Consider the following 21,259-nt stretch of genomic DNA (forward strand, 5'->3'; position numbering starts at 1 on the left):
GGCGCCGCCCCTCAGGACGCCGCCACGAGGTCGAGCGCGATGTCGACGATCATGTCCTCCTGGCCACCGACCAGACCACGTCGCCCCACCTCGACCAGGATCGAGCGCACGTCGATGCCGTGCCGCTCGGCGGCCACCTCGGCGTGCCGGAGGAAGGACGAGTAGACCCCGGCGTAGCCGAGCGTGAGGGTCTCGCGATCGACCCGGACCGGACGGTCCTGCAGAGGCCTGACGAGGTCGTCGGCCGCGTCCTGGAGCGCGAAGAGGTCACACCCGTGCTGCCACCCCTGGAGGTCGGCGACCGCCACGAAGGGTTCGATGGGGCAGTTCCCTGCGCCGGCGCCATGGCCGGCGAGCGAGGCATCCACGCGCGTCGCTCCCTCTTCGACCGCGATGACGGAGTTGGCGACGGACAACGAGAGGTTCTCGTGCGCATGGATGCCGATCTCCGTCTCGTCCGACAGCGCGTCGCGATAGATGCGGACCCGATCGCGGACCGCGCCCATGGTGAGTCGCCCACCGGAGTCGGTGACGTAGACGCAATGGGCGCCGTAGGACTCCATCAGGACCGCCTGTCGTGCGAGCTCCTCGGCCGGTGCCATGTGGCTCATCATCAAGAAGCCCGACACGTCCATCCCCAGCTCGCGTGCCTTGGCGATGTGCTGCGCCGAGACGTCGGCCTCCGTGCAGTGGGTGGCGACGCGGACGGAGCGCACCCCCAGGTCGAAGGCGTGCACCAGCTCGTCGATCGTCCCGATGCCCGGCAGCAGGAGCGTGGTCAGCCGCGCACGCGTGATCACGTCAGCAGCGGCCTCGATCCACTCCCAGTCGGTGTTGCTGCCCGGGCCGTAGTTGAGCGAGCCCCCCGCCAGTCCGTCACCGTGCGCGACCTCGATCGCGTCCACCCCGGCGGCATCGAGGGCGGCGACGATGCGTGCGACATCGGCGGGGGAGATGCGGTGGCGGATGGCGTGCATGCCGTCGCGCAGCGTCACGTCCTGCACGAACACCCCTGGTGCAGAGGTCGTCCTGTCACTCATCGGGAGACCTCTTCCAGCTCAGCACCTTGGCTCCGGGCGATGACCTCGCCCACGCGCAGGGCTGCCGACGTCATGATGTCGAGGTTTCCGGCATAGGCCGGGAGGTAGTGGGCCGCTCCCTCGACCTCGAGGAACACCGACACCTGGTGGGTGACGGGGCTCCCGCCCGAGAGCGTGTGCAGGGGCTGGTCGTCTGGGACGGGGACGACCTGCACCTCCTGCTTCAGCCGGTAGCCGGGCACGTAGGCCGCGACGTCCGCCACCACCTGCGCGACCGACGTGCGGATCGCGTCCTGCGTCGCGGCGTCCTCGGCACTCACGAGCGCGAACACCGTGTCGCGCATGATGAGGGGTGGCTCGGCCGGGTTCAGCACGATGATCGCCTTCCCGCGCTTGGCACCTCCCACCTCGACGATGGCCCGGCTGGTCGTCTCGGTGAACTCGTCGATGTTGGCCCGGGTCCCGGGGCCTGCGGAGCGCGAGGCGATCGACGCCACGATCTCGGCGTAGGGGACCGGCGTCACCTTCCGGATCGCTGCTACGACCGGGATCGTCGCCTGGCCACCGCAGGTCACCATGTTGACGTTCGCCGCGTCGAGGTGGTCGTCGAGGTTGACCGCCGGAACGACGAAGGGACCGATCGCGGCGGGTGTGAGGTCGACCAGCCGCTTTCCGTACGGCGCGAGCCGTGCCGCATTGGCGCGGTGGGCTCCGGCAGACGTCGCGTCGAAGACGATCTCGATGTCGTCGAAGCCAGCCATCTCGACCAGCCCGTCCACGCCCTCGTGGGTGGTCGGCACTCCCAGGCGCGAAGCGCGGGCGAGCCCGTCGGACCGTGCGTCGATTCCCACCATCGCAGCCATCTCGAGCACGTCCGAGTGCCTCACCACCTTGATCATGAGGTCCGTGCCGATGTTTCCCGACCCGATGATGGCGACCTTGGTGCGGGTGCTCACTCGGACTCCCCGCTGAACGTGAACGCCACCTCGCCGAGCCCACGGATGCGGACGCGGACGGCGCTTCCTGCCGACACGGCGACCATCGGGCCCAGCGCCCCGGAGAGCACCACCTGTCCGGCCAGCAGGGGATCGCCCAGGTCTCTCGCGGTCCGGGCCAGCCACTGCAGTGCGAGGAGCGGATCGCCCAGACAGGCTCGGCCGTTCCCACTCGACACCTCGGACCCGTCGACCTCTAGCGTCATCTCTGCCTCCGCCGGCTCGAATGCTTCGAGCGATGCTCGCGACTCGCCCAGGACGTACAGGCCGCTCGACGCGTTGTCGGACACGGTGTCGGCGAAGGTGATGTCCCAGCCCTGGACCCGGCTGTCCACGATCTCCACTGCTGGCACGGCGTACGCCACGGCGGCACGCACCTGCGGCAGCTCGAGTGAGCCCTCGGCGAGGTCGTCGACGAGCACGAACGCGATCTCCCCCTCGACCTTGGGCTGGAGCAGGCGGCCGAACGGCACGGTGTCGCCGTCGGCGAACGCCATGTCGTCGAACAGCACGCCGAAGTCGGGCTGGTCGACGCCGAGCTGCTGCTGGACCGCAGGGGAGGTGAGCCCGATCTTCCGGCCCACGGCTCGCGACCCTCGCGCGACCCGCTCGGCGTTGACGAGCTGCTGAACGGAGTAGGCGAGGCCGGTGTCGTCGACGCCGATGAGGTCACGCACGGGCGGACAGGGTTGATCGGCGGCGGCTGCGTCGAGCAGGCGTCGGGCCGCCTGCCGCGCCTGCGTGGGCACCGTCGTGTCGGTGGAGGGCATGAGGTCAACGGTGGCCGGGTGACGCGCGCTTGCCAGCGGGGAGTTCAACTGGCTGGAACGCCGGACCCGCTCACCGCCAGTTGTGATGGGGACTTCGACATGGTCCGGGGACATGACGAGTGGTCACCGTCTGCCTTCTCAGGAAGCCTCGGAGACATGGCGTCCCGCATCCACCAGCTTCCCGGATCCCACAACGTGCGCGACCTCGGCGGGCTGGCCACGGCTGATGGTGGGCAGGTCCGATCGGGACGGATCTTCCGCAGCGACTACCCAGGCTTCGCCGAGCACGAAGGCGGGCACCTGGCCCGCGAGCTCGGGCTGAGGACGGTCGTCGACCTGCGTCGCGGTGCCGAGGCCGCCTTCGAGCTGGTCGACTGGGCTGCGCTGGGGATCGCGCACGAGCGCTGGCCGATCGTGGCGGACGTCGAGTCGTCCTGGCACGCTCGCTACGCGGCGTACCTGACCGCTCGGCCGGAGACGGTCGTGGGTGCCGTCCGTCGCGTCCTCGATCCCTCGTCACAGCCCGTGCTCTTCCACTGCGCCGCAGGCAAGGACCGGACCGGTGTCGTGGCGGCGCTGGTGCTCGGGATCCTCGGCGTCGCGGACCAGGACGTGGTGGACGACTACGTGCTGAGCGACGCCTCGGTAGCCGCGATCCTGGCTCGGCTGGTCGAGGCGGAGCCCTATCGCGAGCGCCTGCTGACCACGACGTGGGAGGAGCAACGGCCGCGAGCCGCCGGGATGGAGCAGTTCCTCGAGGTCCTCCACGAGCAGGGCGGTGCGCAGGAGTGGCTGCTGGCACATGGAATGACCGAAGGGGAGCTCGAGAATGCGCGTCTGGCGCTCGTCGAGCGTTGAGGTCCTTGCGCGAACTTGCAGGAAAGCGCCCTTGAAATAAACGGTCATACCATTCTAATGTGCGCACATGTGACCTTCGCCTCACCGTGACTGCAGGCGCCGACGAAAGGTTCTCCATGGCCGCTCCGAGCAAGACCGTCCACGACCGTTACACGGACGCAGAGATCCAGGCGTTCTACGACGCCGGCTTCTGGCAGACCTCGAGCTTCAACGAGCTGGTCGCCTCGCGCGCCGCCGAGCAGCCGGACGACACGTTCGTCTTCGACTCGACGACCGCCTGCACCTATCGCGAGTTCGAGGAGCGTGCCCTCCGGATCGCTGTGGGCCTCAAGCGTGGAGGCATCGAGAAGGGTGATCGCATCGCGGTCCAGCTCCCGAACTGGACCGAGTTCCCGCTGGTGGCCGCCGCGGCGTCGCGCATCGGCGCGATCCTGGTGCCGATCATGCCGATCTACCGCGACGACGAGGTCGGCTACGTCGTAAGGCACTCGGGCGCCTCGGCGATCGTCACGTGCGGCGAGTTCCGCGGCTTCGACCACCTGGCGATGATGACCGCACTTCTTCCCGAGTGCCCCGATGTGCGAGCGGTCTACGTCGCCCGGGGGGGAGAACTGGATCCCGCCGTCGCCACGCCGCTGGCAGCGATCGAGGTCGACGGAGACCTCGGCGACCTCGCCGCCGAAGCCGGTGCGGACAGCTCTCCCGACGACGGGTTCCTCATCGTCTACACGTCCGGCACGACCTCGAGGCCCAAGGGCTGCTACCACACCTTCAACACGATCCGTTCGAGCTCCGAGGCGATCCGCAAGAGCCTGGACTACAAGAGCTCCGACGTTCAGTTCGGCCCCTCGCCGATCACCCACAGCACCGGCCTGGTCACGAGCGTGATCCTGCCGCTGCTCGTGGGTGCCAAGTCTTACCTGATGGAGGCCTTCGAGCCCAACGAGGCACTGCTCCGCATCAAGGAGCACGGATGCACGGCGTCCGTGACGGCCACACCCTTCCTCCAGATGCTGATGGGCGCCTACGACCCCGAGAAGCACGACGCGAGCAGCCTCAGGCTGTGGGTCTGCGCGGGATCTCCGATCCCCGGTTCCGTGGTCGAGAAGTCGCGCGAGCTCTTCGCGGGGTGCCAGACCCTGAGCCTCTACGGCCGGTCGGAGAACTTCCTGACCACCATGTGCACCGTCGGCGACCCGGCCGAGCGTTCGGCCACCTCCGACGGTTCGGCCCTCGAGGGCGCCACCGTCAAGGTGGTCGGTCCCGACGGCTACGAGCTGCCTCGTGGGGAGGAGGGCGACATCAGCTACAAGGGTCCCAGCCACATGATCGAGTACTACCTCAACGACGCCGAGACGACCGCTCTCTTCACCCCCGAGGGCTACTCGAGGTCGGGCGACCTGGGGCGGATGGACGACGACGGCTTCGTTCGGGTCACCGGACGAATCAAGGACATCGTCATTCGCGGCGGTATGAACATCAGCGCGCGGGAGGTGGAGGAACACCTGCTGCGGCACCCGTCGATCACCAATGTTGCGGTCGTCGGCATGCCCGACGAGCGACTCGGCGAAAAGGTCTGCGCCTACGTGGTGCTCGCGGACGACACGTCGAACATGACCTTGGACGACATCACCGCCTACCTCAAGGAGCACAAGGTCGCGACCCAGAAGCTTCCCGAGCGCCTCGAGATCGTCCCGGCGTTCCCGATGACCGCGACGGGCAAGATCCAGAAGCACGTCCTGAGGGCCGAGATCGCCTCCAAGCTCGAAGGCGAAGCCACCGCATGACCGCAGCCGTGGAAGGACCTGTGTCCGAGCTGGAGCGACGCAACGCGGAGCTGTCCCACCGGCTCAGCATCGAGCTCGGCCTCGCGGGTGTCTGCGCCTCGGGGGGTGGCATCGCTGCCCTCGTGCAGGCGGCGGCCGATCGCTCCAGCAACCCGATCTGGCTGATCGACCCGCGGCGCAGGGTGGTCGCCCGCTCCGCGCAGGTCCGTGGATCGGAGTTCAAGGCACCCGACGTCGACCTCCTGCTGGAGGAGCATGGTCCGGTCGACCTGGCGTCGCTGGAACCGGTCCTGATCCCGGCACGACCTGCTCGCGGAATCGCTCGGCGACACCTCCTCGTCCCCGTCGCCAGGGATAACAGGTTGTTTGCGTGGCTGGTCGTGGCGGAGGTCTCCAGCAGGCTGGCCCCCGAGGCGGCATGGCTGACCCATCGCACGGCCTTCCACCTCGCGGGGGAGTACGCCGTCCAGCGCAGGCTCGCGAGTGCCTCGTGGAACGCCCGGGCGGCGCTGGCGCGCCAGCTCGTGCGCGGCTCGAACCGCGACGAAGACGTCACCGCTGCCGCCGACTACCTCGGCGTACGCGTCGACGCGGACCGGGTCCTCGTGTACCTCGCCGACGCTGCGGTCGACGACCCGCGCGACGAGCAGACGATCTCTGACCTGGTCGCCCGCGAGCTCGGCGTCGAGGTGCTGGGCGCGCGTGGGCGCGAGGGGACCATCCTGCTGGTCGAGGCGCTCGCCGACGAGCCCCACGTCTCGCTCGTCCAGCACGTCAAGAACGCGATGCGAAGGGTCGTGCGTGACCTCGGCGAGCCCGACGCCATCGTCGGCGTGTCCGCGGTTACCCGGGCCGATGCCCTTCAGCGCTCCTACCGGGAGACACGCGAGGTGGTGCTCTGCGTCGACCGCTTCGCGCGCGGTGGGGACAGGGTCATCGCCGTGGACGACCTCGGTCCGGCCAGGCTGTTGGTGGCCAACGGAGATGTGGGCGCCGTACGCCGCTACGTCGACGACGTCCTCGGCGCCCTGTTGGGCGACGTGCCAGGGTCGAGCGACCTGCTCAAGACTCTTCAGTGCTTCTTCGACACGGGGCGCTCGGTGCGTGAATCTGCGGCTCGGCTGGGCATCCACGAGAACACCGTGCGGCTCCGGATGGGGAAGATCCACGACCTCACCGGCCTGGACGTGGCCAGCAACTCCAACGACCAGCTGAGCGCCCAGACGGCGCTGCTCGTGCTGCGGCTCGAGGGGCACCCAGCCATCCCGCCGTTCGATGGCCACGACGACGCCGCCGAGGGCGAGGAACACTCGGCGTGAACGTCCACGCAGAGAAGGACCGGACCTGATGCGCGGGCTGCTCCTGCCATCGAAGGACGGTCCCGCCGCCGCTCGCCTGGCCGAGGTGCCAGAGCCGAGCGAGGCACACCCCTGGGCCGAGGGGGAGCGTCTCGTCGTGGAGGTTCATGCCGCGGCAGTCTCCTTCCCCGACCTCCTCCAGAGCAGAGGCCTCTACCAGCATGGGGCGGAGGCGCCCTATGTCGTCGGAGGTGAGTACGCGGGCGTGGTCCTCGAAGCGCCTTCCGGATCGCGCTTCCGCGAGGGTGACCGGGTCGCAGGTCTGAGCGTGTGGGGCGCGATGGCCGAACGTGTGGTCGGCATTCCACGCCACACCGTGCGGATCCCTGACTCGATGGATTGGGCGCAGGGGGCAGCGTTCTACCTCAACTACGTCACCGCGTGGTTCACCCTCCACCGCGCTGGGTTCGAGGACGGTGAATCAGTCCTTGTGCACGGGGCGGCCGGCGGCGTCGGCACGGCAACGCTCGACCTCCTGGCCGGCCGGGGGAAGCCGGTCGTCGCCGTGGTCTCGAGCGAGCAGAAGGCCGAGGTCGCGCGCGCGTGCGGCGCTGATGAGGTCGTCCTGACCTCCGACGACTGGCTCGCCCGGACCCGCGAGGTCACGCACGGCCGCGGGGTCTCCATCGTGGTGGACCCGGTGGGTGGCCGACGGTTCACCGACTCGCTACGCGCCCTCGACGTCGGTGGGCGACTCATGGTCGTCGGTTTCGCCGACGGCGAGATCCCCGAGGTCAAGGTGAATCGCCTGCTGCTGCGGGACCTCAGCGTCGTCGGGGTCGCGCTGGAGCCCTGGCAACAGCGCTTCCCCGGATTCGCCGAGGAGCTGACCACCGAGCTCGAGGCGATCGCCGGTCGGGTGACGCCCCACATCGGCCACCGACTCCCCTTCGCCCGGGCCCACGAGGCACTCGAGATACTCGACGGCCGGGAGGCGCTCGGAAAGGTCGTGGTGGAGATGCCGGGCCCGGCGGCGAGACATGACGGCTGAACAGCTCCGGGCTGAGGCCGAACGAGTCCTGCGGTGCGCGGACTCCCTCCTGGGATCGAGCGAGTTCTCGAGGTCCGGGGACGGGCTCGTCGAGCGCCTCGACGCGGCAGATCGCGCCGTCGCCGACTGGGTGGTGCAGGGCCCTTCTCGAGGAGGCCGTGCCGCCCCGGTGCTGATGGAGCTGCGCGCTGTCGCGCTGAGGCTCCACTCGGCCGAGGTCGTGCGGCGGAGGGAATCGGCGGATCGCCTGCACGGGGCGCTGCGAGCTCTTCAATCTGCCGACAGCTCGCGGGAGCTGGCGGACAAGATCCCCCAAGAGGTCGCCAAGCTGGGCTTCAACCGGGTGCTGTTCTCGTGGGTCGACCACGGACGCTGGGTCCCGGTGTCGTTCCGCACGGTCAATGGTCCGGAAGAGGCGCGCGCCGTCATGGCCGCGGGCGAGCCGCCGTACTGGCACACCAGGAGCCTGCTCGAGGGTGAGATGGTCATGCACCGTCAGCCCATGCTCGTGCGCAACGCGCTGGACAATCCGCGGGTCCACCTCGACATCCAGGCGGTCATGCACTCGCACTCCTACGTCGCAGCACCGGTCGTTCGCCGTGGCAGCGTCGTCGGCTTCGTCCATGCAGACCAGAACGTGGAGAACGACGCGGTCGACGAGCTCGACCGCGGCATCCTCCAGCTCTTCGCGGAGGGGGTGAGCCTGGCACTCGACAGGGTCGCGATGCTCGAGGAGCTCGCTGTGCTACGCCAGCACATCGGGGAGCAAGCCAGTGCGCTGAGAGACCTCGTGTCGCGCGATCTGCCGAGCGTTGTTGCGGACCCTCAGATCGCCGACTCCAGGAGCCCGGCTCCTCGCTGGGCCGACTCGGTCACGCGCCGCGAGGAAGAGGTTCTCGCGCTCATCTCGGCCGGGCTCAGCAACGCCCAGATCGCCGAACGCCTCTACGTCACCGAGGGAACTGCGAAGACCCACGTCAAGAACGTGCTGCGAAAGCTGGGAGCCGACAACCGCGTCCAGGCCGGCGCGATGTATCGACAGCACTGGGAGCAGGGCCGGGGGTAGGAATCTCTCCCTGGCGGGAGATGAGTGACGGGCGTCACGTCGCGACGATGGACCAGTCCAAGTGACCGGCATCACACATCGGGAGAACGCTCATGACGCTGACTGCACCCACGGAGACCACCGACGTCCCGCAGGAGATCGCACGACGGATCGTCCTGCCGGAGGGGCACAAGGACGACGGGCCACTCTTCGAGGCGTACCGGTGGATGCGGGACAACGCGCCGCTCGCCCAGGTCGCGGTCGAGGGGTACGACCCCGTGTGGCTGGTCGTCAAGCATGCCGACATCATGGAGGTCGAGCGGCAGCCCCACATCTTCACCAGTGGTGGAGGCGACGAGCCAGGCTCGCACAACCCGATCCTCCAGAACCAGGCCGGCGACGAGTTCACCAAGTCATTGACCGGTGGCAGTCTCCGCATCCTCGAGACGCTGACCTACCTCGACCCGCCCGAGCACACCGTGGTGAAGGACATCGCCGCAGAGTGGTTTCGTCCCGCGGTCCTGAAGAAGTGGGAGGACGAGATCCGGGGTCTGGCGCGCGAGGCCATCGCGAACCAGCTCAGCGTCGGCGACAACGACATCGACGCGGTCAAGGACTTCTGCCTGACCTACCCGCTCCACGTCATCATGACGCTCTTGGGCGTCCCCGCCGAGGACGAGCCCCGGATGATGGCGTTGACCCAGGAGTTCTTCGGGACCGACGATCCCGACGCGCAGCGCGCGGACGTCGAGCCACTCACGCCCGAGGCCGCGGCTCAGCAGTGGTCGGCAGCGATCCAGGACTTCTACGCCTACTTCGACGCGCTGGTCGAGGCGCGCCGGGCCGCGCCCCGCGACGACCTCGCCACGATCGTCGCGGTGGCCAAGCACCCCGAGAGCGGCGAGTACTTCCCGAAGGAGGTTGCCTACGGCTGGTTCATCGCCATCGCCACCGCCGGCCACGACACGACCTCGAGCACCCTCGCGAGCATCCTCGAGGCGCTCGCGCAGCACCCCGACCAGCTTGCCGCCGTGCAGCAGGAGCCGGAGCGGATCCCGGACCTCGTCAACGAGGGACTGCGCTGGGCCTCGCCGGTGAAGCAGTTCACGCGACGTGCTCTGGAGGACTACGAGCTCCGCGGCCAGACGATCAAGGCGGGGGACCGGCTCGCGCTGATGTATCAGTCGGCGAACCGGGACACGGACGTGTTCGACGCCCCGGACGAGTTCCACTTCGACCGCAAGCCCAACCGGCACATCGCCTTCGGGTACGGGCCTCACATGTGCATCGGGCAGCACCTGGCCAAGCTCGAGCTCCGCGTCATGCTCGAGGAGCTCCTGCCTCGCCTGGGCGGTCTCGAGCTCACCGGTCCGCGCAAGATGGTGCAGACCAACTTCGTGGGCGGCCTTCGCAAGCTCCCGCTGAGGTTGGAGCTCCGATGAGCGCCCCGACGGCTGGGCGGGTCCTGGTCGTCGGCGGCGGGACGGCTGCCAGCACCTTCGTCAGCCTGCTGAGGCAGGCGGGACATCAGGGCGAGATCGTCGTCGTCGGAGCCGAGCGGCACCTGCCGTACCACCGCCCGCCGTTGTCGAAGAAGTTCGGGGACCCACTCGTCGGGCCCGACACGTGGCTCCGCGAGGCCGGGTTCTACGACGAGCAAGGCATCACCATGTGCCTCGCGGAGACGGTGACGGAGCTCGACCCCAAGGCGTTCACCGTCACCACCGACCTGGGCCGGGTCCTTTCGTACGACACCGTGGTGCTGGCGACGGGAGCCCGGCCGCGTCAGCTCGCGGTGCCCGGCGCCCACCTCCGCGGTGTGCTGTCGTTGCGCACGCTCGACGACGCCGAGCTCCTGCGCGAGGCAGTTCTCGCCGGCTCCGGGATGGTCGTGGTCGGCGGGGGGTACGTCGGGCTGGAGGTCGCCTCGGTGGCCCGCTCCCGTGGACTCCCTGTGTCCGTCCTGGAGCGTGAGAACCGGTTGCTGGCCCGGGTGGCCAGCCCCACGTTCGGCGATGTGCTCGAGTCACGCCACCGCGAACGGGGTACCCGGATCCTGACGGGAACCGAGGTCATCGCGATCGAGGGCGACCAGGGTCGCGTCCGGCGCGTCTACCTCGATGACGACTCCTGCGTCGCGGCCGACCTCGTGGTCGTGGGCGTCGGTGCCGTGCCCTGCGACGAGCTCGCGTCAGCGGCCGGGATCGAGTGCGGGAGCGCTGGTGGGATCGTGGTCGACGCCGGTGCCCGCACCTCAGCTCCGGGCGTCCTGGCGATCGGGGACGTCACGGTCCGCCCGCGACACGGCGGCCCGCCCATGCGCCTGGAGAGCATTCCCAGCGCGATGGAGCAGGCACGGCAGGCGGTGGCGATGCTGACGGGCGCCGAACCGACCACCTGCGAGGTCCCGTGGTTCTGGTCCGACCAGCTCGACCTCAAGATCAAGATCGCCGGGATCGTGGAGCAGCCTTACGAGACCTCGCTCCGGGGCGCTCCAGGCGGTGCCTCGATCGCGCTGCTGCACCACCGCGATGGCATCCCCGTGGCCGTCGAGACCGCCAACGCCAACGCCGACTTCATGGCGGCCCGCCGGATGCTCGCGTCCGCCACTCCGGTCGACCCTCGGCGGTGGGCGGACCGCGACGTGTCCCTGCGCGAGCTCGCGCTCGCCTAAGAAAGGAAGCCCCATGCCCCAGATCACCTACGTCCTCCCGGACGGGCGTGAGGAGACAGTGGACGTTCCCACGGGCCAGTCCGTCATGGACGGCTCGGTACGCAACAACCTGCCCGGCATCGTGGCCGAGTGCGGGGGCAGCTGCTCGTGCGCCACGTGCCACGTATTCGTCGACCCCGAGGCCGCATCGCTGTTCGACGAGCCGATCGACGAGGAAGTCGACCTCGTCGAGTTCCTCGAGGGCGCCTGCGACCGATCACGGCTGTCGTGCCAGCTCATCGTCTCGGACGCCTGCGCAGGTGTCCGAGTGGTCGTCCCCGCCACCAACGGCTGAGGACCTCGTCCCGACAAGGAGATGGATCAACCATGCAGATCACAGCAGCGGTGCTAGAAGGGCTGGGCCAGGACTTCGTCCTGCAGGAGCTGACGCTCGACGACCCCGCCCCGGACGAGGTGGTGATCGAGATCGCCGGCGTCGGGCTCTGTCACACCGACCTCGCCGTCCAGCACGGCCACCTGCCGTTCCCGTTCCCGGGCGTCGTGGGCCACGAGGGGAGCGGGACGGTCGTCGCCGTGGGTTCGGGCGTCACCAAGGTGGGGGTCGGCGATCGCGTCGGCGCCACGTTCAACACCTGCGGGTCGTGCGGTCCGTGCACGAATGGCACCCCGTCCTACTGTGCGGAGTTCATGCCCCGCAACTTCAGCGGCGGCAGGCCCGACGGGTCGAGCACCCTGACCAAGGACGGCAACAGCTACGGGTCGTACTTCTTCGGGCAGTCCACGTTCGGAACCCACGCGATCGCGCGGGAGCGGAATGTCGTGAAGCTCCCCGAAGGGATCGACCTGGCCATCGCCGGCCCGCTCGGATGCGGGATCCAGACGGGTGCAGGCGCCGTGATGCGGTCGATGGCCTGCCGTCCCGGGTCGTCGCTCCTCGTCACCGGCGGCGGCTCCGTCGGCCTCTCCGGCGTGATGGGCGCCGTCGTTCGCGAGGTCGGCACGATCGTCGTCGTCGAGCCGGTCGCAGCCCGTCGGCAGCTGGCATTGGAGCTGGGGGCGACCCATGTCATCGACCCCTCGGCCGGTCCGGTGTCGGAGCAGGTGAGGGCGATCCTGCCGCAGGGCGTCGACTACGCCCTCGACACCACGGCCGCTGACCCCGTCGTCACCGAGGTCATCGCTTCGCTCGCGCAGCTCGGCACTCTGGGGATGGTCGGCGTGCCGTCCAACCCGGAGGCGACCCTCACGATGGGGCTCATCGAGATGCAGGCGCGCGGCCTGCGCTTCATGGGGATCGTCGAGGGCGACAGCGACCCGGACACATTCCTGCCCGAGCTGGTCGAGCTGCACCTGGCAGGGCGCTTCCCCTTCGACCGACTCGTCACGACCATGCCGTTCGCCAAGATCAACGACGCGGTGGCGGCCCAAGCACGCGGGGAGGCCGTCAAGGTCGTCCTCGTCCACGAATGACCGGAGGAGCTGACATGACCACGATCGACTACGACCGGCTCTACGTCGGAGGCACCTGGAACGCCCCCGCGACCGACCAACGCATCCAGGTGCACTCGCCCACGGACGAGCAGCTGATCGGGAGCGTCCCGGAGGCATCGGAGGCGGACATCGACGCCGCCGTCAGTGCCGCACGGGACGCGTTCGACGACCCCGAGGGGTGGGCGCACTGGTCGCCCTCGCGCCGTACCGAGGTGCTGGAGCGCTTCGCCGTGGCGCTCGAGGAGCGCGGCGGTGAGACCGCTCGACGCGTCACGATCCAGAACGGCATGCCGATCTGGCTCGCGCAACAGTTCGAGGCGGGCTTCCCTGCTGTGCTCCTGCGCTACTACGCCGGCCTCGTCGAGGCCGGCCAGGAGGAGCGTCGGCAGGGCATGCTCGGCAAGCAGGCGGTCGTGACGCGTGAGCCGATCGGCGTGGTGGCCGCCATCGTGCCGTGGAACGTGCCGCAGGCGATCACGTTCCTCAAGCTCGCCCCCGCGCTGGCGGCGGGGTGCACCGTGGTGCTCAAGCCGGCGCCGGAGACGGTCCTGGACGCGTTCCTGATGGCCGAGGCCGCGGCGGAGGCCGGTCTCCCTGCCGGCGTGCTCAACGTGGTGCCTGCCGGACGGGAGGTCGGCGCCTACCTCGTGGAGCACCCCGGCATCGACAAGGTGTCCTTCACCGGATCCACTGCCGCCGGTCGGGCCATCGCACAGACCTGCGGTCGTCTGCTCCGTCCAGTGACCCTCGAGCTCGGCGGCAAGTCCGCCGCGATCGTGCTCGACGACGCCAACCTGGGCGACACCATCGAGTCCTTCTTCGGCGCCACGCTTCTCAACAACGGTCAGATCTGCTGGCTCGGGACCCGGGTGCTCGCACCGCGCGCCCGCTACGACGAGGTGGTGGACACCGTTGCCGGGCTCGCCGGGTCCCTCGTGGTGGGGGATCCGCTCGTCGAGACGACCCAGGTGGGCCCCCTCGTCTCCGAACGGCAGCGTCACCGCGTCGAGGGCTACATCGAGAAGGGACTGTCGGACGGAGCACGGCTCGTGGTCGGCGGCGGTCGCCCGGCTGACCGTGACGCCGGCTGGTTCGTCCAGCCGACGGTGTTCGCCGACGTGGACCGCAAGGCCACGATCGCCCAGGAGGAGATCTTCGGCCCGGTGTTGGCCGTCATCCCCTACGACGACGAGGACGACGCTGTCGCCATCGCGAACGACACCGACTACGGGCTCGGTGGCTCGGTGTGGACCGCGGACCCCGATCGGGGTGAGCAGTTCGCCCGGCGCATCCGGACCGGAACGATCGGCGTCAACCACTACTCCAACGACCCGTTCTCGCCCTTCGGCGGTGTGCGTGCAAGTGGCATGGGTCGTGAGCTCGGCCCTGAGGGTCTGGTGGCGTTCCAGTCCGTCAAGACCATCTACCTGGACCAGGCGAACGACTCCTGATCCATCGGTGGGGGAGGTTCGTTCCTCGCATGACCGGACCTCCCTCATCCGAGATGGCTCGACACCTCCTCGGCGACGAGCGTGGGATCGTCCAGCCAGGGCCCGTGTCCTGCTTGAAGGGTGACGAGCCGGTGCTGGCGAAGTGCCCTGATCGAGGCTGCTGCTTCTGACGGGGTGAGGAACACGTCCAGCTCACCCCACACCAGCAGGACCGGTGCCGCGATGCGGGCGAGCTCGTCCACCCCGAGGGCGACCCCCGGACGGACCCGACCGCGGCGCAGCAGCGCCCGGAAGTACGACGCGGTGCCCGTTGCGTTGCCCCGTCGTCCGGCCACCAGCCGCGCGGCCTCGTACACCTCGGGTGCTTGACGCTCGATGATCCCCGGGCCCAAGGCCATCGCTGATGCGCGGCGGAACTGCGAGTCCGACATAGGCAACGACAGGGCCAACCGGCCGAGCAACGGCGTGGACATCGCACGCATCACCGGAACGGGGCGGGTTCCCGGCAGGCCGGCACCCGGCGCGCCGAGGGTGACGAGGCGTCGTACGCGGTCGGGATGGTCGATGGCTGCGTAGAGACCGAACTGCGCTCCGAGGGAGTGCCCCACGACGTCGACCTCCTGAACGCCGAGCACGTCGAGCACGTCGATCAGAATGCGGCCCGCCTGCTCGCGGAGCCACCCAGGCGCTGTATCGACACGGATCGGACCGGACAAGCCGTGTCCGGGCCAGTCGACGACGAAGACCCGGCGGCGTGGAAGTGCGCCGACCAGTGGGGCGAACAGGACCGAGGCCGACGCGATGCCGTGCAGGAAGACGACGGGCACACCCTCGCCGGTGGCTTCGGTGACGCGGACCTGCATGCGCTGGTGCCGGTCTCCGACCTCGATCACCCGATCCGTCACGGCACGGCCATGCGCGAGATAAGCCCCGAGCTCGGCGGTCCGGATCCGTTCGTCGAGGTGGCGATCGGTCACCAGGCCGACGGTAGGAGCATCGCCCGGGCCTGTCAGCCGAGCCGATGCACGTCGACTGTGGCAGTCCACATGGTCACCGGTCCGCAGGCAGCAGCGCTGCGGTCGCCGCGCCTACTGTCGCCGCGTGACCAGAGACCGAGAGTTCGTGGGCAAGGTAGTCGTGATCACCGGGGCTGGGGGTGGCATCGGCAGTGCCACCGCGCGCCTCTTCGCCGCCGAGGGGGCGACGACCGTGCTGGTGGATCGCGACACGGGTCCGGTCGAGGCGCTGGCCGGAGAGATCGGGGGAGAGGCGGCCGTGCTCGATCTCCGTGACGAGGACGCGATCGACCATCTCGTCGCCGACCTCGGTGATCGCCACGGGCGGCTCGACGCGCTGGTCAACATTGCAGGGGTCTTCGTCGGGACGGAGGCGAAGGTCGAGGAGAGCGTCCGCAAGACGTGGGACCTGTCCCTCGACGTCAACCTCAGGGCCACTCATCACCTCACCGCTCGAGCGATCCCCTTGCTCGTCGAGTCGAAGGGCGCGGTCGTGATGACGTCGTCGACGCAGGCGCGTGCGGCCGACGATGCCTGGGCGTCATACGGCATCGCGAAGGCGGGCGTAGAGGCACTGACTCGCTATGTCGCCACGCAGTACGGCCCCCAGGGTGTCCGCTGCAACTGCGTGGCACCCGGAGTGACCGCGACCGAGCGGGCACTGGCGCGGTTCCCCGAGGAGCGCGCGACTGCAGTGCGGGCCAACACGCCGTTGCGTCGATTCGGACGCCCCGAGGAACTGGCGGAGGCCTACCTGTTCCTGGCGTCCGAGCGGTCCTCGTTCATCACCGGTCAGGTGATCCCGGTCGACGGCGGAATGATGGTGCACCTTCCGGTCTGATCCTCAGAGCAGCAGCACGCCGCCGTCGACCGGGATGCCGACGCCGGTGACGTACGCCGATGCGTCGCTCGCCAGGAAGGTCACGGTGCTGGCGATCTCGATCGGGTCGCCGAGGCGACCGATCGGCACACGCGCGTCGATGAGCTTGCGCTGGTAGTTGGGGCTGTAGTTGGCAGTCGCCTCGGTGAGGAAGACGCCGGGGAGGATCGCGTTCACCCGGATCCCGCGCCCGCCCCACTGCGCGGCTAGGTCGCGCGTCATACCGAGCACTCCAGCCTTCGCTGCGCTGTAGCCCGTCGCGGGCATCCGTGCCGTGGTGAGGGCCATGACCGACGAGAAGTTCACGATCGAGCTCCCGGGTGGCATGACGCGGCCTGCTGCCTGGGCCATCCAGTAGGACCCCATCAGGTTGACGTCGACGACGTGGCGGAAGTGGTCCGGCGGGTCTTCGGTGGCCGGGTTGTAGTCACCGCCGATGCCGGCGTTGTTGATGAGGACGTCACACCCGCCGAGCTCGTCGACCGCCGCTGCGACGAGTCGGTCGCAGTCGTCGACCTTCGTCACGTCGGTCTCGACGGCGATGCACCGTCCGCCCGCATCTTCGACGAGCGAGCGCGTGGTCTCGAGCATGTCGGTCCGTCGGGCGCCGATCACGACCGAGGCACCCGAGGCAGCGAGGCCCTGGGCGATGGCGACACCCAGGCCGCTCGACGCGCCCGTCACCACGGCCACCTTGCCGTCGAGTCGGAACCTGTCACGCCATGAGGCGTCGTCGTAGCTCATGGATCGGTTCTACCCGGGCGCGGTTGGGTCCGCAGGGGTCGTCGCATGTGGACCTGTCGGTCTCTCCACTGCTTGTGCCCATGTCCTTTGCCGCGGCGACCTCGCAACGCGACAGTGTCGGGGTGCCTGCCCGAGACATCACCGACGACGAGGTTGCCCAGCGAGCCACCGAAGCTGCGCGGCTGACCTGGCCAGACGCCGACGTGGACACGATCCGGCGACTCGAGGGCGGGGTGTCCAGCCTGACGTACGCCGCCCGGCTGCGGGCTGAGGGGACGGCCCAGCACGTCGTCCTGAAGTTCGCGCCGCCCGGGCTCGAGCCCGTCCGCAACCGCGACGTCCTGCGGCAAGCACGGGTGCTCGACTCGCTCGCCGGGCTTGACGGCTTCCCCGTGCCGCGCGTGCTCGTGCGGGACGCGGGACAGCCACCGGAGGTGCCCCCCATGTTCGCGATGGAGCTGCGGCCCGGCCAGGCCTACGAGCCGCTCCTCGACGTCTCGGACGAGCCTCCGTCCGCCCGCGAGGCAGCCGCGCGTGAGCACGAGCTCACCCGGGCGCTGGCGCTGCTCCAGTCACGTACGCCTGCCCAGCTCGGGCTCGAGGACGAGCCTGTTCACGGCGCGGCGCATGAGCTGGACCGGTGGCGGACCCTCTTCGCAACCGTCGACGCCGACATCGGCGTCGGTCACGACGACCTGGCCATGCGGCTGGCCGAGCGCATTCCGCGGGACATCGCCCCGCGCCTCGTCCACGGGGACTACCGCGCCGCGAACGCGCTCTTCGTCGGCCCGCGGCTCGAAGCGGTGATCGACTGGGAGATCTGGTCCGTCGGTGACCCGCGGCCTGACCTGGCGTGGGTCCTGATGCACACGTCCCCGTCCCACGTCTTCCACCCTGATCGGTCCGCGGACGATCTCGAGGCCGGGCGTCTCATGCCGAGCGTCGACGAGCTGCGCACGACCTACGTCCACGCGCGGATGAGTCACGGAGCCGCGCCGTTGGACGTCGACGACGCGACCCGCGACCTGGACTGGTTCCTCGGCGTCGCCCACTTCAAGGTGGCGGCCACGATCGCCGTCATCTGGAAGCGAGAGCGCAAGCGGGACACGCCGGACCCGAAGCTGGTGGTCGCGGCTGAGGGGCTCGACCGGGTCCTGGCGGCCGGCCACCGGGCCCTCGACGTCGGATGACCAGCGCGATCAGAAGGTGTCGACCATGCCACCGTCGACAGGCAGCGTTGCGGCGTGGATGAAGTCGGCTTCGTCGCTGACCAGGAACAGGGCGGCACTTGCGATGTCGTCGGGACGGCCGAGCCGCTGTCCGGGGTTGCTGCGGAGCATGGTCTGGGCTGCTTCGCCCTCGGAGAACGCGGCCACCATAGGGGTGTCGATCAGCCCAGGCGCGACCGCATTGACGCGGACTCCCAGCGGACCGTACGTCGCTGACAGCTGGCGGGTGAACCCGACGACGCCGTGCTTGGACGTCGTGTAGGCGATGCCTCCGCCGCCGCCACGTAGTCCGGCGCCTGACGCGATGTTGACGATGACTCCCTTGCCGTGCTCGATGAAGTGGGGGACGAGCGCCTTGCTCACGTTGAACATCCCGTCGAGGTTGACGTCGAGGACCTTGTCGAAGGCACCCCTCGTCGTCTCGAGGAGCTGCTCGTAGCCGTCGAACATCCCGGCGGTGTTGCTCAGGGTGTCGATGACTCCGAACTCGGCGATCGCCGTGGAAACGGCGGCCTCCACGCTGGCGATGTCGGTGATGTCAACAGCCACGCCGATGGCGGTACCTCCGGCGGTGACGATCTCCTCCGCGGTGCGCGTGGCGCCGTCGACGTCGAGATCGGCTGCGGCGACACGCGCACCTTCGGCTCCGAAGCGCAGTGCCTGCGCCTTGCCGATGCCGGACGCTGCGCCGGTGATGAAGGCCGTGCGGCCCTGCAGTCTTGTCATGCGGGTGATTCCTCTTCCGTTGAGATGTCCCCCACCAACTGGTCGGGCAGGGGGGTCAGGAGCTCTCGGAGCGAGCTGACTGGGTCGAGGCCCTGCTCGACGTGCAGCTCGAGGGCGAGACGTGTCGACATCACGATCCTCGCCGCGGCTCCATGGAGGGCCAGTGAGCCGGGCTCGAGGCCGGTGCGTCGTGACAGCGCACCCCGCAGCTCGGCCTCGGCATCGTGGTAGACCGCGAGGAGCACGGCACGCAGGGACGTGTCGGCGAACACCAGGGGGAACAGGAGTCGGGTCCGCCTCGCGTGCTGTCCGTCGACGATCTCGGCGAAGGCGTCCAGAGCCGCGTCCTTGACCGAGAGGTCGGTGCGCTCGGCGATCCGATCAGCGAGGAGAGCGGCTCCCCAGTCGAAGAGCGGTCTGAGGGCGTCGGGTTTGGTGGGGAAGTACCGGTAGAAGGTCCGCTCGTTCACGTCGATCGCAGTGGCGATCTGCGAGACCGGCGCGGAGAAGTTGCCCACCTCGATCAGGTACCAGGCGACGCGCTCGGAGGCGGCGAGCACGCTGGCGCTGTTGCGACGTGTGGTCACGGCGCGACTCTACCTCGGCAAGTGTCAGTTTCTGACACTTGCGATCAGGTGATCTCGACGACGACCTTGCCAACGGCGGTGCGCTCCTCTAGCGAGGCGAGGGCATCGGCGGCCTTTTCGAGCGGGTATGTGGCCCCGATCCGCGGGTGGATGCGTCCCGAGTCGAGCAGGGTCTGCACCCCGTCTCGTACCCGCTTCAGGGTTCCGGGGTGCTCGGTCTCCATGACGTCCATCGTGATGCCAGTCAGGGTCAGATTGCGGAGCAGGAGCCGGTTGACCTTGATCTCCGGGATGCTGCCGCCGGCGAATCCGACGATCACGCCGCGACCGCCGATGCGCAGCGATCGCACCAGGTCGAGGAACAGGTCGGCGCCCACCTGGTCGACGAAGACCTCTACGCCACGCCCGCTGGTCAGCTCGCGAACCTGCTCGAGCCAAGGACCGCCGGTGCCATCAGTGCGAACGACGTGTGTCGCCCCCGACGCCTTCGCGTAGCCGGCCTTGTCGGCGGACGAGACCAGGGCGATGGTGTCGACACCGAACGCCGGCCCGAGATCGAGCAGGCAGCTGCCCACTCCACCCGCTGCGCCGCTCACCAGCACGGTCTCGCCAGACGAGGCCCCGGCGCGGTCGAGGGCGTACCAGGCAGTCGCGTAGTTCATGTACACCGCCGCCCCCTCGACGTACGACATCGAGTCGGGGATGCGGACGAGGAAGTCGTCGATCGCCAGGGCGTGCTCGGCCATGGCGCCTTGCCACACGATGCCCGACACCCGGTCGCCGGGCTTCACCCACGAGTCGTCGGGCGCCTCGAGCACCTCGCCGGCGAGCTCGCTGCCGCAGACGTACGGCGCCGGAACTCCGGCTTGGTAGAGGCCGCGGGTCTGCAACGGGTCGATGAAGGAGAGGCCCACCGCGTGCACCTCGACCAGCACACGACGCCCCTCGGCTCGGCGGTGGGCTCCTTCGGGCTCGGGGAGGTCCTTCAAGGTGGCGGAACGTGGACCGTCGAGCGACTCGACGACGACAGCGCGCATGGTGGTCTCCTCAGTCGAAGTAGGCGAACAGGGACTCAGCGACGCAGGCCGGCTTCTCGTGCCCCTCGAGCTCGAAGGTCTGCCGGGTGCGGAACTTCGACCCGCCCTCGATCGGTTCGGCTGCGAGGAGCTCCTGCGTCATCCGGAGTCGCGAGCCCACCGTCACCGGGGTGAGCCAGCGGACCTTGTCGTAGCCGTAGTTGAGCGCGAGAGAGTGGCCGGACATCTCGAAGATCTCGTACTGGAACTTCGGACCCAGCCCCAGGGTGTAGAGGCCGTGCGCGATCGTCACGCCCCACGGGGTGCTGGCAGCGCGCTCGGGATCGACGTGCAGCCGCTCCCAGTCCTCGGTCGCGTCGGCGAAAGCCTGGATCTTCGCCTGCGTCACTTCGTGCCACGCGCTCGTTCCCAGCACCTGGCCGACCCGGTCACGCAGGTCATCGACACTCGTCATCTTCAGCATGCGCCCATGAACCCACGGCGTCCGTGCCCCCGCGAGCCAGCGGGAACAACGAGGTGGAGAACTCCACATCGCCTCGAGAGGAGGCGGGCGAGGGACATCTGGTGGTCGACCTACGTT

Annotated in this window: 21 protein-coding genes; 12 read left to right on the top strand and 9 right to left on the bottom strand. The window is 69.3% G+C overall.

The annotated features are described in order from the left end of the window. Positions 1-11: 11 nt before the first annotated feature. From dmpG to J2X46_RS15980, 3 genes are read right to left on the bottom strand one after another with little or no spacing between them, the layout of a single operon-like run. On the bottom strand, positions 12-1,040 hold the full coding sequence (gene dmpG / locus J2X46_RS15970; protein ID WP_310252264.1) for a 4-hydroxy-2-oxovalerate aldolase: 1,029 nt from the start codon (positions 1,038-1,040) through the stop codon (positions 12-14). Beyond that, on the bottom strand, positions 1,037-1,996 hold the full coding sequence (locus J2X46_RS15975) for an acetaldehyde dehydrogenase (acetylating) (protein WP_310252266.1): 960 nt from the start codon (positions 1,994-1,996) through the stop codon (positions 1,037-1,039). The genes dmpG and J2X46_RS15975 overlap by 4 nt, the downstream gene beginning before the upstream one ends. Beyond that, positions 1,993-2,805, bottom strand: coding sequence for a fumarylacetoacetate hydrolase family protein (locus J2X46_RS15980; RefSeq protein WP_310252268.1), 813 nt, complete (start codon positions 2,803-2,805; stop codon positions 1,993-1,995). Before J2X46_RS15980 ends, J2X46_RS15975 begins: the two co-directional genes overlap by 4 nt. Positions 2,806-2,961: 156 nt before the next feature. On the opposite strand from J2X46_RS15980, the gene J2X46_RS15985 reads away from it, so the two are divergent. The 10 genes from J2X46_RS15985 (at position 2,962) to J2X46_RS16030 (ending at position 14,460) form a co-directional block, all read left to right on the top strand. Further along, positions 2,962-3,663 (top strand): tyrosine-protein phosphatase, encoded by a 702-nt coding sequence (locus J2X46_RS15985; RefSeq protein WP_310252270.1) that lies wholly within the window; start codon positions 2,962-2,964, stop codon positions 3,661-3,663. A gap of 116 nt (positions 3,664-3,779) precedes the next feature. Continuing rightward, positions 3,780-5,450 carry an AMP-binding protein gene (locus J2X46_RS15990; protein ID WP_310252273.1) on the top strand — a complete coding sequence of 557 codons (1,671 nt, stop codon included), beginning with the start codon at positions 3,780-3,782 and terminating at the stop codon, positions 5,448-5,450. After that, entirely contained in the window at positions 5,447-6,769 is a 1,323-nt protein-coding gene (locus J2X46_RS15995; protein ID WP_310252275.1) for a helix-turn-helix domain-containing protein, read from the top strand. The genes J2X46_RS15990 and J2X46_RS15995 overlap by 4 nt, the downstream gene beginning before the upstream one ends. Positions 6,770-6,797: 28 nt before the next feature. Then, positions 6,798-7,799 (top strand): NADPH:quinone oxidoreductase family protein, encoded by a 1,002-nt coding sequence (locus J2X46_RS16000; protein ID WP_310252276.1) that lies wholly within the window; start codon positions 6,798-6,800, stop codon positions 7,797-7,799. 175 nt (positions 7,800-7,974) lie between these two features. After that, positions 7,975-8,865, top strand: a complete 891-nt coding sequence (locus J2X46_RS16005; RefSeq protein WP_310252968.1) for a LuxR C-terminal-related transcriptional regulator — start codon at positions 7,975-7,977, stop codon at positions 8,863-8,865. Between the two features lie 92 nt (positions 8,866-8,957). Further along, positions 8,958-10,286, top strand: coding sequence for a cytochrome P450 (locus J2X46_RS16010; RefSeq protein WP_310252277.1), 1,329 nt, complete (start codon positions 8,958-8,960; stop codon positions 10,284-10,286). Further along, on the top strand, positions 10,283-11,518 hold the full coding sequence (locus tag J2X46_RS16015) for an FAD-dependent oxidoreductase (RefSeq protein WP_310252278.1): 1,236 nt from the start codon (positions 10,283-10,285) through the stop codon (positions 11,516-11,518). The genes J2X46_RS16010 and J2X46_RS16015 overlap by 4 nt, the downstream gene beginning before the upstream one ends. 13 nt (positions 11,519-11,531) lie before the next feature. Then, on the top strand, positions 11,532-11,852 hold the full coding sequence (locus J2X46_RS16020) for a 2Fe-2S iron-sulfur cluster-binding protein (protein ID WP_310252279.1): 321 nt from the start codon (positions 11,532-11,534) through the stop codon (positions 11,850-11,852). A gap of 32 nt (positions 11,853-11,884) precedes the next feature. Further along, positions 11,885-12,988: an NAD(P)-dependent alcohol dehydrogenase gene (locus tag J2X46_RS16025; RefSeq protein WP_310252280.1), complete on the top strand. Its 1,104-nt coding sequence runs from the start codon at positions 11,885-11,887 to the stop codon at positions 12,986-12,988. Between the two features lie 14 nt (positions 12,989-13,002). Continuing rightward, complete coding sequence (locus tag J2X46_RS16030) at positions 13,003-14,460, top strand: aldehyde dehydrogenase (protein ID WP_310252281.1); 1,458 nt, start codon at positions 13,003-13,005, stop codon at positions 14,458-14,460. A 44-nt stretch (positions 14,461-14,504) separates the two neighbouring features. Here the strand turns inward: J2X46_RS16030 and J2X46_RS16035 are convergent, their stop codons facing one another. Continuing rightward, on the bottom strand, positions 14,505-15,437 hold the full coding sequence (locus tag J2X46_RS16035) for an alpha/beta hydrolase (protein ID WP_310252283.1): 933 nt from the start codon (positions 15,435-15,437) through the stop codon (positions 14,505-14,507). A 124-nt stretch (positions 15,438-15,561) separates the two neighbouring features. Here J2X46_RS16035 and J2X46_RS16040 point away from each other — a divergent pair, with 124 nt between their 5' ends. Then, positions 15,562-16,317 carry an SDR family oxidoreductase gene (locus J2X46_RS16040; RefSeq protein WP_310252285.1) on the top strand — a complete coding sequence of 252 codons (756 nt, stop codon included), beginning with the start codon at positions 15,562-15,564 and terminating at the stop codon, positions 16,315-16,317. Between the two features lie 3 nt (positions 16,318-16,320). Here the strand turns inward: J2X46_RS16040 and J2X46_RS16045 are convergent, their stop codons facing one another. Continuing rightward, the gene (locus J2X46_RS16045; protein WP_310252286.1) at positions 16,321-17,100 is read right to left on the bottom strand and encodes an SDR family oxidoreductase; all 780 of its coding nucleotides are present in this window, start codon (positions 17,098-17,100) and stop codon (positions 16,321-16,323) included. A 122-nt stretch (positions 17,101-17,222) separates the two neighbouring features. Between J2X46_RS16045 and J2X46_RS16050 the strand changes: the two genes are divergently transcribed. Next, on the top strand, positions 17,223-18,290 hold the full coding sequence (locus tag J2X46_RS16050; RefSeq protein ID WP_310252287.1) for a phosphotransferase family protein: 1,068 nt from the start codon (positions 17,223-17,225) through the stop codon (positions 18,288-18,290). A 9-nt stretch (positions 18,291-18,299) separates the two neighbouring features. Here the strand turns inward: J2X46_RS16050 and J2X46_RS16055 are convergent, their stop codons facing one another. The 4 genes from J2X46_RS16055 to J2X46_RS16070 are packed head-to-tail and all read right to left on the bottom strand — an operon-like array spanning position 18,300 to position 21,133. Then, entirely contained in the window at positions 18,300-19,055 is a 756-nt protein-coding gene (locus J2X46_RS16055; RefSeq protein WP_310252288.1) for an SDR family NAD(P)-dependent oxidoreductase, read from the bottom strand. Continuing rightward, entirely contained in the window at positions 19,052-19,642 is a 591-nt protein-coding gene (locus tag J2X46_RS16060) for a hypothetical protein (RefSeq protein ID WP_310252289.1), read from the bottom strand. Before J2X46_RS16060 ends, J2X46_RS16055 begins: the two co-directional genes overlap by 4 nt. A gap of 44 nt (positions 19,643-19,686) precedes the next feature. Further along, positions 19,687-20,679, bottom strand: coding sequence for an NADPH:quinone oxidoreductase family protein (locus J2X46_RS16065; protein WP_310252290.1), 993 nt, complete (start codon positions 20,677-20,679; stop codon positions 19,687-19,689). A gap of 10 nt (positions 20,680-20,689) precedes the next feature. Next, positions 20,690-21,133, bottom strand: a complete 444-nt coding sequence (locus tag J2X46_RS16070) for a MaoC family dehydratase (protein ID WP_310252293.1) — start codon at positions 21,131-21,133, stop codon at positions 20,690-20,692. Positions 21,134-21,259 lie beyond the last annotated feature (126 nt).

Origin of the sequence: Nocardioides sp. BE266 (assembly GCF_031457855.1) — a bacterium.
Lineage (GTDB): Bacteria > Actinomycetota > Actinomycetes > Propionibacteriales > Nocardioidaceae > Nocardioides.

Bases quoted from the DNA above. Each gene is read 5' to 3' on its own strand.
- J2X46_RS16005 (WP_310252968.1), top strand. From the start codon at position 7,975: ATGGAGCTGCGCGCTGTCGCGCTGAGGCTCCACTCGGCCGAGGTCGTG.
- J2X46_RS15990 (WP_310252273.1), top strand. From the start codon at position 3,780: ATGGCCGCTCCGAGCAAGACCGTCCACGACCGTTACACGGACGCAGAG.
- J2X46_RS16020 (WP_310252279.1), top strand. From the start codon at position 11,532: ATGCCCCAGATCACCTACGTCCTCCCGGACGGGCGTGAGGAGACAGTG.
- J2X46_RS15985 (WP_310252270.1), top strand. From the start codon at position 2,962: ATGGCGTCCCGCATCCACCAGCTTCCCGGATCCCACAACGTGCGCGAC.
- J2X46_RS16025 (WP_310252280.1), top strand. From the start codon at position 11,885: ATGCAGATCACAGCAGCGGTGCTAGAAGGGCTGGGCCAGGACTTCGTC.
- J2X46_RS16045 (WP_310252286.1), bottom strand. From the start codon at position 17,100: ATGAGCTACGACGACGCCTCATGGCGTGACAGGTTCCGACTCGACGGC.
- J2X46_RS15995 (WP_310252275.1), top strand. From the start codon at position 5,447: ATGACCGCAGCCGTGGAAGGACCTGTGTCCGAGCTGGAGCGACGCAAC.
- J2X46_RS16030 (WP_310252281.1), top strand. From the start codon at position 13,003: ATGACCACGATCGACTACGACCGGCTCTACGTCGGAGGCACCTGGAAC.
- J2X46_RS16055 (WP_310252288.1), bottom strand. From the start codon at position 19,055: ATGACAAGACTGCAGGGCCGCACGGCCTTCATCACCGGCGCAGCGTCC.
- J2X46_RS16070 (WP_310252293.1), bottom strand. From the start codon at position 21,133: ATGACGAGTGTCGATGACCTGCGTGACCGGGTCGGCCAGGTGCTGGGA.
- J2X46_RS16010 (WP_310252277.1), top strand. From the start codon at position 8,958: ATGACGCTGACTGCACCCACGGAGACCACCGACGTCCCGCAGGAGATC.
- J2X46_RS16000 (WP_310252276.1), top strand. From the start codon at position 6,798: ATGCGCGGGCTGCTCCTGCCATCGAAGGACGGTCCCGCCGCCGCTCGC.
- J2X46_RS16015 (WP_310252278.1), top strand. From the start codon at position 10,283: ATGAGCGCCCCGACGGCTGGGCGGGTCCTGGTCGTCGGCGGCGGGACG.
- J2X46_RS16065 (WP_310252290.1), bottom strand. From the start codon at position 20,679: ATGCGCGCTGTCGTCGTCGAGTCGCTCGACGGTCCACGTTCCGCCACC.
- dmpG (WP_310252264.1), bottom strand. From the start codon at position 1,040: ATGAGTGACAGGACGACCTCTGCACCAGGGGTGTTCGTGCAGGACGTG.
- J2X46_RS15980 (WP_310252268.1), bottom strand. From the start codon at position 2,805: ATGCCCTCCACCGACACGACGGTGCCCACGCAGGCGCGGCAGGCGGCC.